Origin of the sequence: Pontibacter locisalis (genome assembly GCF_042684605.1) — a bacterium.
Classification (GTDB): Bacteria; Bacteroidota; Bacteroidia; order Cytophagales; family Hymenobacteraceae; genus Pontibacter; species Pontibacter locisalis.
Genome location: NZ_JBHULU010000036.1, coordinates 1 through 697, shown reverse-complemented (window position 1 = coordinate 697; position 697 = coordinate 1). Strand labels below are relative to the sequence as shown.

The 697-nt window shown below is 37.3% G+C and carries 1 protein-coding gene; it reads left to right on the top strand.

The window, feature by feature from the left end:
- Nucleotides 1–156: 156 nt before the first annotated feature.
- Entirely contained in the window at nucleotides 157–504 is a 348-nt protein-coding gene (locus tag ACFSRY_RS19180) for a hypothetical protein (protein WP_377511954.1), read from the top strand.
- The last annotated feature ends 193 nt before the right edge of the window (nucleotides 505–697 follow it).

Sequence of the window (697 nt, the reverse complement as noted above, 5' to 3'; positions counted from 1 at the left end):
GGTAAAGTTCGCATGACCCGGGAGGAAAAAGGGAAAACACCCTCGACCAACACTGTCTAGATGCCATTGGAGGAACCTTGCCGAGCACAGCGACCCTCCAACGAGACACCATCTAGACTAAACGTTAGCGTCAACAGGTAATTACGAATTCACGAAATGGATGAAAGGAAAGAATCGATTCTAACCCTCAGGAGAATTACTTCTGAATTTCTTAAAGGAGACCTCGACTTTATAAAATATTACGAAGTACTCTCCTTTGAATTAGGTTCTACTTTTGACCCTTTTGATTGGACAACGGAAGATTTGGAGAGTGAATTAGTTGAAGAGCTAAAGTTATACTTGAAATTCTCTGGTGGCGAGTTTGGAGAGCATGATGACTTCATTCCAAAGAATAAAGACTGGAAATATGGAGAATCAGACGTGAAATATGCATGGATTGATTCTACAGAGTATAAAAAGCTTCTAAAGAGAGAATATTCTCTAATTAAACTGAAAAAACTGTAAAACTGCATACGCTAACCCAGCACATAAACCAAGCTGCGGCTATGCCTTGCTCGCTTTATGTACTAAACGTTAGGGCTTATTTAATATTAAAATTGAGTTTTAGAATTTAGTGACAATTGCTCTGTAATCTTACAATAAGAACGGCTAAATGAAGAAAACAAAATTCACATTTATAATTGCAATATTACTGTTT

Excerpts from the sequence above, each read along its gene's own strand:
- ACFSRY_RS19180 (WP_377511954.1), top strand. The coding sequence starts at position 157 with ATGGATGAAAGGAAAGAATCGATTCTAACCCTCAGGAGAATTACTTCT.